Source organism: Corynebacterium sp., assembly GCF_030535495.1.
In the GTDB taxonomy this organism is placed as follows: domain Bacteria; phylum Actinomycetota; class Actinomycetes; order Mycobacteriales; family Mycobacteriaceae; genus Corynebacterium.
The window spans coordinates 1-6504 of record NZ_JAUNRW010000111.1 but is presented as its reverse complement, the minus strand read 5'-3'; the positions used below and the strand labels follow the sequence as shown (position 1 = coordinate 6504).

8 protein-coding genes and 1 pseudogene are annotated in these 6504 nt (G+C 66.9%); 5 read left to right on the top strand and 4 right to left on the bottom strand.

Annotation, left to right across the window (positions count from 1 at the left end):
- The 3 genes and pseudogenes from Q4F73_RS10765 to Q4F73_RS10755 all read left to right on the top strand — a co-directional run.
- Positions 1–954, top strand: a pseudogene (locus Q4F73_RS10765) (pyruvate dehydrogenase (acetyl-transferring), homodimeric type); the annotation flags it as partial.
- Between the two features lie 83 nt (positions 955–1037).
- Entirely contained in the window at positions 1038–1688 is a 651-nt protein-coding gene (locus tag Q4F73_RS10760) for a DUF1707 domain-containing protein (protein ID WP_303359346.1), read from the top strand.
- 203 nt (positions 1689–1891) lie between these two features.
- The gene (locus Q4F73_RS10755; RefSeq protein WP_303359345.1) at positions 1892–2308 is read left to right on the top strand and encodes a hypothetical protein; all 417 of its coding nucleotides are present in this window, start codon (positions 1892–1894) and stop codon (positions 2306–2308) included.
- Between the two features lie 6 nt (positions 2309–2314).
- On the opposite strand, the gene Q4F73_RS10750 is transcribed toward Q4F73_RS10755, so the two are convergent.
- The 3 genes from Q4F73_RS10750 to Q4F73_RS10740 form a co-directional block, all read right to left on the bottom strand.
- Complete coding sequence (locus tag Q4F73_RS10750) at positions 2315–2878, bottom strand: hypothetical protein (RefSeq protein ID WP_303359344.1); 564 nt, start codon at positions 2876–2878, stop codon at positions 2315–2317.
- An 80-nt stretch (positions 2879–2958) separates the two neighbouring features.
- Positions 2959–3768, bottom strand: a complete 810-nt coding sequence (locus Q4F73_RS10745) for a serine hydrolase (RefSeq protein ID WP_303359343.1) — start codon at positions 3766–3768, stop codon at positions 2959–2961.
- Between the two features lie 10 nt (positions 3769–3778).
- Positions 3779–4810 (bottom strand): alpha/beta fold hydrolase, encoded by a 1032-nt coding sequence (locus tag Q4F73_RS10740; protein ID WP_303359342.1) that lies wholly within the window; start codon positions 4808–4810, stop codon positions 3779–3781.
- Positions 4811–4856: 46 nt separating this feature from the next.
- Here Q4F73_RS10740 and Q4F73_RS10735 point away from each other — a divergent pair, with 46 nt between their 5' ends.
- Positions 4857–5096: an acyl carrier protein gene (locus Q4F73_RS10735; RefSeq protein ID WP_303359341.1), complete on the top strand. Its 240-nt coding sequence runs from the start codon at positions 4857–4859 to the stop codon at positions 5094–5096.
- 6 nt (positions 5097–5102) lie between these two features.
- Here Q4F73_RS10735 and Q4F73_RS10730 read toward each other — a convergent pair whose 3' ends face one another.
- Positions 5103–5690: a YdcF family protein gene (locus tag Q4F73_RS10730; RefSeq protein WP_303359340.1), complete on the bottom strand. Its 588-nt coding sequence runs from the start codon at positions 5688–5690 to the stop codon at positions 5103–5105.
- A 239-nt stretch (positions 5691–5929) separates the two neighbouring features.
- Between Q4F73_RS10730 and Q4F73_RS10725 the strand changes: the two genes are divergently transcribed.
- Positions 5930–6504, top strand: a 575-nt coding sequence (locus Q4F73_RS10725; protein WP_303359339.1) for a ribonucleotide-diphosphate reductase subunit beta, incomplete at its 3' end; no start/stop codon positions are given.

Below are 6504 nucleotides of genomic sequence, written 5' to 3'. Positions count from 1 at the left end.
TCCGTCGCCTCCTTCATGGCCGCCGGTTCCTCCTACGCCACCCACGGCGAGGCGATGATCCCGCTGTACATCTTCTACTCCATGTTCGGCTTCCAGCGCACCGGTGACGGCATCTGGGCCGCCGCCGACCAGATGTGCCGTGGCTTCCTCATCGGCGCCACCGCCGGCCGCACCACCCTGACGGGTGAGGGCCTGCAGCACATGGACGGTCACTCCCAGATCCTGGCGTCGACAAACCCGGGCGTGGTCTCCTACGACCCGGCCTTCGCCTACGAGATCGCCCACCTGCTGCACGAGGGCATCGACCGCATGTACGGCCCGGATCGCGGCGAGAACGTCATCTACTACCTCACCGTGTACAACGAGCCCGTCCCGCAGCCGGCCGAGCCGGAGAACCTCGACGTCGAGGGCCTGCACAAGGGCATGTACCTGTTCTCCCGCGCGGAGGAGCTCGAGGTCGAGGGCGGCCACGAGGCCTCCATCCTGGCCTCCGGTGTGGGCATGCAGTGGGCTCTCAAGGCCCAGCAGATGCTGGCCGAGGAGTACGGCGTGAAGGCCAACGTCTTCTCCGTCACCTCCTGGGTCGAGCTGGCCCGCGACGGTGCGGCGAAGAACAAGGAGCAGCTGCGCAACCCGGCCGGGGAGATCGAGGAGGCGTTTGCCACCCAGCAGCTCAACAAGGTCAACTCCGGCACCTATGTGGCGGTGTCTGATTTCGCCACCGACCTGCAGGAGCAGATCCGCGCCTACGTCCCGGGGCAGTACATCGTCCTCGGTGCCGACGGTTTCGGCTTCTCCGATACCCGCCCGGCCGCGCGCCGCTACTTCAACATCGACGCCGAGTCCGTCGTCGTCGCCGTCCTCATGGGTCTGGCCCGCGAGGGCAAGATCGACATCTCCGTCGCCCAGGAGGCCGCGGAGAAGTATCAGCTGGACGATCCCACCGTGGTGTAGGAAATACTCGAGTGTGAAGACCCTGCTTCGGCAGGGTCTTTCGCTTATCGACGCCCCCTTCTCCCCCAGGTATCGTGGTCTGCGTGATACCGCGCAGAAACCCCGTTCCGCCCCGCGATGAGGACCGCGAGCACCTGCAGGCTGACCTGACCCGCCTCGTCGGTGCCGGCCGCCTGCAGTTCGAGGAGTTCGACCGGCTGTGTGATGTGGTGTGGTCGACGCAGGACAAGTCGGTGCTCGACCGCATCCGGGTCCAGTACCTGGAGTACCGTCCCTCCGCCCCCATGGCGCAGCCCCCGCAGCTGCCCCACACCCCGGTGCCCATGGCGCAGGCGGGTGCCCACATGGCCATGCCGGTGGAGAACCAGCCCGTGGTGTCCACCATGGGCGAGATCAAGCGCGTCGGACAGTGGACCGTGCCGGAGATGTCGCGCTTCAAGCTCAACGGCTCCACCCTCAAGCTCGACCTGCGGCAGGCGCAGGCCGCCGCCCCGGTGTGCACCTTCGAGATCCAGGCAAACATGTCCGTGGTGGACATCATCGTTCCTCCGGGGGTCTTCGTGGACAATCGCCTGCGGGACACGCTGAGCACCGTCAGCGTGGAGACGACCCAGCCGCACCCCAACGCCCCGCGGGTGGTGCTCACCGGTGTGGTGCGGGGTTGCACCGTCAAGGTGATCACCAGGCAGGCCCCGGAGACCAACACTCTGTGGCACAAGCTCTTCGGAAGCTGACGTCCACCCCCATCAACCTCAAGTTCAGCTTGAAGAAATGGGGGTTGTAGTGGGGGTTTAGAGTTGCGGGTGAGGTCACAGAGGCGGACACTCGACGGCAGTGCAATTCGAGGCCGTTGGGGAAGACGACCCTCGTCTTACGCCACCGACCCCACCCGCCCGCGGTGCCCGGTGGCGGTCTCTACTGCCGAAGGATCTTCGACATGACCACCCTTGCACCTGCTCTTCACCGCTGGTTGGGCGCCGCCGATTCCTCGGACCCCGATGCCCCCTGGACCGACGTGGACCCGAGCACCCCAGACATGCCGTCGATTTCGACCGGCCACGCCGCCGTGCTCTCCATCTCCGGCCTGCCCCGCCGGCTGCGCCCCCGCATCGAGTCGCTCATCGCCGACTGCCTGCCGGAGGACTCCCCCCTGGAGATCCCGGGCGCCGATCCCCTCACCGCCAACTGGTTCATCTCCTGGCACCGCAGCGCGGGCCCGGACAACCGCGTCTACGTCGCCTGCCGACAGGTCCTCTACGCGGCCGCGGACCAACTGCGGGATCTGGACGAGGCACTGACGACAATCTCCCGCGACCACGGCTTCCAGGCCGAGGTGCGGGAGATCGAGAAGTAAAAGGGTTTAGCGCGGCAGGGAGGAGCCAGCCGGGAGGGTGAACTGGCCGAGGAACTCGGTGACAATGCGCACCAGGTCCGGCAGGGCGACGGTGCCCACACCCGGGACCGGAACCTCGATGGCCGGGGTGCCCGGGGCCACCAGCACCGGGATCACCGGGGACTGCTGCTGGGCAGGCTGGGAGGGAGCAGGCTGAGACGGGGCCGGACGCTGCGGAGCCGGCTGGGAGGGTGCCGGACGCTGCGGGGCCGGCTGGGAGGGGCCCTGCTGAGCGCCGCCGCCCTTGAGGCCACAGCGGTTCGCGGCCTCCTCGACGCGGCCAAGCGCCGCGCGGATCTCCCCACCACGCGGGTGGAAGGCGGCGACGGCCTGCGCCTGGGCACGCTTGTTGTTGTAGTCGGACTCGTTGGTCCAGTACCCACGGGCCTGCTCGCAGGAGATCTGGCCGGAGGGGAAACGGTTGAGCAGGTCATCGACCGCATCGGCGGAGGCGGTGGCGGGGCTGAGGACGCCGAGGCCCACGGCCAGGCCGGCGGAAGCAATGAGGGTACGCGCGGAGATACGAGACATATGCGGCACTATTCCACATGTGCGCCCGCTTGTCAGCACCTGCCACCAACATCACATCAGCCACACAGGCAACAGGAATCTCAGTCGGCCAGCTCCGCCCAGATCGCCTCGTTCGTCTCCGCCCACAGGGGCTTGGCCCAGTCCCCGAAGGGACGGTCGGTCAGCGCCACCATTGCCCGGCCGGTGCCCGGCGCCACCCACAGGTAGGTACCGGACTGCCCGAAGTGTCCGAAGGTGTCGGCCGGCATGTTCGCCCCCGTCCAGTGCGGATCCTTCTCACCCTTGATCTCGAACCCCAGGCCCCAGGGGCAGGGCTTCATCATGCCGTAGCCGGGGACGATGCCGTTGAGCTCCGGGAACTGCACCGTCGTGGCCTCGGCCAGCGTCGACTCATGCAGCAGCGACGGGTGCAGAAGCTCGAGCAGGAAGGTGATGAAGTCGTGCGCCGTGCCCTCGGCCTCCCAGCCGGCGGAACCGAGCAGGCGCGTCCACTTCATGCCCAGGGGGTCGAGGATGCCCTCCTGGAGGTACTGGGCGAAGGTCATGCCGGCGGCCTCGGAGACGGCGCCAGCAAGAATCTCGAAACCGTAGTTGGAGTAGATGCGCCGCTGCCCCACCTCGCGGACCTTGTCGCCCTCCTTGAACCCCACGCCGCTGGCGTGGGCCAGCAGGTGGCGCACGGTCGAACCCTCCGGGCCGAGCGGGGTGTCGAGCTCGAAGATGCCCTCCTCCATCGCCATGAGGAATCCGTAGGCGGACAGCGGCTTGGTCACACTCATGAGGTCGAAGACCTTGCCCAGGTCACCGACGCGGTCGATGTCATCGCCGTTGATCACCGCCGCCGCGTACGTGTCGACGGGCCAGTCCTTCACCAGATCCAGAGCAGTCACGCCCGTCAGTCTAGTTGTCCTCCAGCGTGCGGATCATCAGGCGGTCGATCGCCGCGTTGATCACCTCCGGGGCCTCGAGCGGCACCATGTGTCCGGCGTGCTGGGCGATCTGCAGCCAGGCATCGGGCCAGACCTCGATGAGGCGCTCGGCCTGGGCGAGTGGAGTGACGTCATCTTTCTCCCCGGCGATGACGTAGCCGGGGATGCCCTGCAGGTGCTCCCCCGCGGCCAGCTCATCGTGTTCCTGGAGGTCCTCGAAGTAGCCGACGAAGGTCTCCAGCGGGGTCTCGTGGATCATCGCCGCGTGGAACTCGATGATGTCGTAGTCGGTCTTGCGGTGGAAGACGGTCACCGCCAGCGCCGGGGCGAGGACCATCGCCGCCTGCTCCTTGAACTTGCGCGCCTCCTTCGGCGAGCTCTCCACGGCGTTGTACACCTGGTCAGCGACCGGGGAGGCGAGGATCTGCGGCAGGCCCTGATCGGACAGCGCCTCGATGGAGGTGGCCACGAGCACGATGCCGGCGATGTTGCCGCGCAGCACCGGCGGGCAGCGCCGCACCAGGTTGAGCGCCACCAGCCCACCGAGCGAATGCCCGACGAGGATGATCGGCCCCTCCACCCCGCGGGCGCGCAGCACGGCGAGGGTGTCATCCGCCGCCCCCTCGACGGTGCACAGGGAGGGGTCGACCTTGCCGGTTTGGCCGTGGCCGCGGACATCGAGCAGCAGGATCCGGGCGTTGGGCCATTTCTCCCGCAGGTGATTGACCTGCAGGAAGAAGGACTCCGCCGCCAACGTGAAGCCGTGGACGAACACGATGGTCACCGAGGAGTCATAGGCGCGGACGTCCCCGTACTCGTACCAGTGGACGAGGATGCCCCCATTGTCCACCGTGCCCACCCGGTCAATGTCCGTCAGGCCCGGTTCGCGGACCCCGGAGTGCAGCTCGCCGAGCTCCAGGGCCAGACGCCGGCGGCCACCCGGGGTCAGTCGCATCACCCAACTGCGGAAGAGCTGCGTGAGTTCGCGCGGGGTGAAAGCCATACCTGTCACATTACCGATCCCCCTTCCACCCATTAGGATCGGTGCCATGACCACACCAGTCCCCTCCCCTGAACTTGCCCAGATCATCGAGGACGCCTCCGGCATCGAGCCCGAGGCGTTGACCCCCGAGGCCAAGCTCACGGACCTGGGGATCTCCTCGCTGGCCATGATCGAGATCGCCGTGCGGATCGAGGACGCGTTCGGAGTGCGCCTCGACGACGCCACCGTGTTCTCCCTGCCCACCGTCGGCGAGCTCAACGCCCATATCGAGGATCACCGGGCGTAGACCCCCCTACACGGCGCAGGGATCGGTCACCCAGAACTTCAGCGCCCCCAGCGTCTCGCGGGCCATGTCACGCGGCACCAGCCACCAGCGGACGTTGTCGATGTGGGCGAGGCTGATCTCCAGATCGGTGCAGCGCTCGAAAATCATCTGTGTGCGGCGCGTATGCGGTCGGCTGGTCACCACGGTGACTGTGTCCCAACCCTGTTCCTGCGCCAGCTTCTCCACGCCCATCGCCTCCCCCGCCGTCGTAGAGGGGCGCGGGGTGAGACACCAGGTCTCCCGCGCGTCCGGCGTCTTGGTGCCCGTGCAGTGCGCCCAGCCCACCGGGTCATTCCGGCCGCGGGGCACGGCGACGACATAGTTGTCCGCCATCCCCTCATTGACCAGGTCCGCGCCGACCTCGTGCCGGCCGTCCGAGGCCCCACCGAGCACCACCACTACGTCCGACTCCTGCAGGATCGGCGTCGGCGGCAGCAAGAAGAACGCCGCAGCGCAGACAAAGGCGAGCATCGCGGCGGCAAAAGACCCGAGAAAGGTCCGCCACAGGATGCGCGGACCGGTGAGCCGCGCGCGTTGCCGGGCACGAGTATTCACTGCTTCGAGGGCTTCCTTTCTGCTGCTTAGTCACGATGCTTATCGACGTTTCTCCGTAACGCCGCACACCCTACCGAGCCAGCAGAACCTGCGGCGAACTCACGTCACCTCTCAATGAGTTACCATGACGGGCAGAGGCCTGCCCCTGGGCCGTATCAATGCACAGGGGATTTCCCATGGTGTAACAGGCAACACGCTGGTGTTTTCCAGCTTCCGGGTTCGAGTCCCGGTGGGAGAACGTGAGCACTAAGACGATCAGCACCCCTGTCCACTACCAGGCCGGCAACGTTCTTGATTCCATCGACTGGAACCGCATCCCGGACCAGACCGACCTGGACATCTGGAACCGCCTCACCTCCAACTTCTGGCTGCCCGAGAAGGTCCCGGTGTCCAACGACATCCCGTCGTGGCGCAACATGACCGACGAAGAGCAGCTGGCGACCATGCGCGTGTTCACCGGCCTGACCTTCCTGGACACCATGCAGGGCACCGTCGGCGCCGTGTCCATCCTCCCGGACGCCGTCACCCCGCACGAGGAGGCCGTGTACACCAACATCGCCTTCATGGAGTCGGTGCACGCGAAGAGCTACTCCAACATCTTCATGACGCTGGCCGACACCCCCGAGATCGACGCCGCCTTCCGCTGGTCCCGCGAGAACGAGAACCTGCAGTACAAGGGCCGCACCATCATCGAGCAGTACCAGACCGGAAGCCCGCAGCGGAAGAAGATCGCCTCCGTCATGCTGGAGTCATTCCTCTTCTACTCCGGCTTCTACCTCCCGCTGCGCTTTGCGTCCATGGGCAAGATCACCAA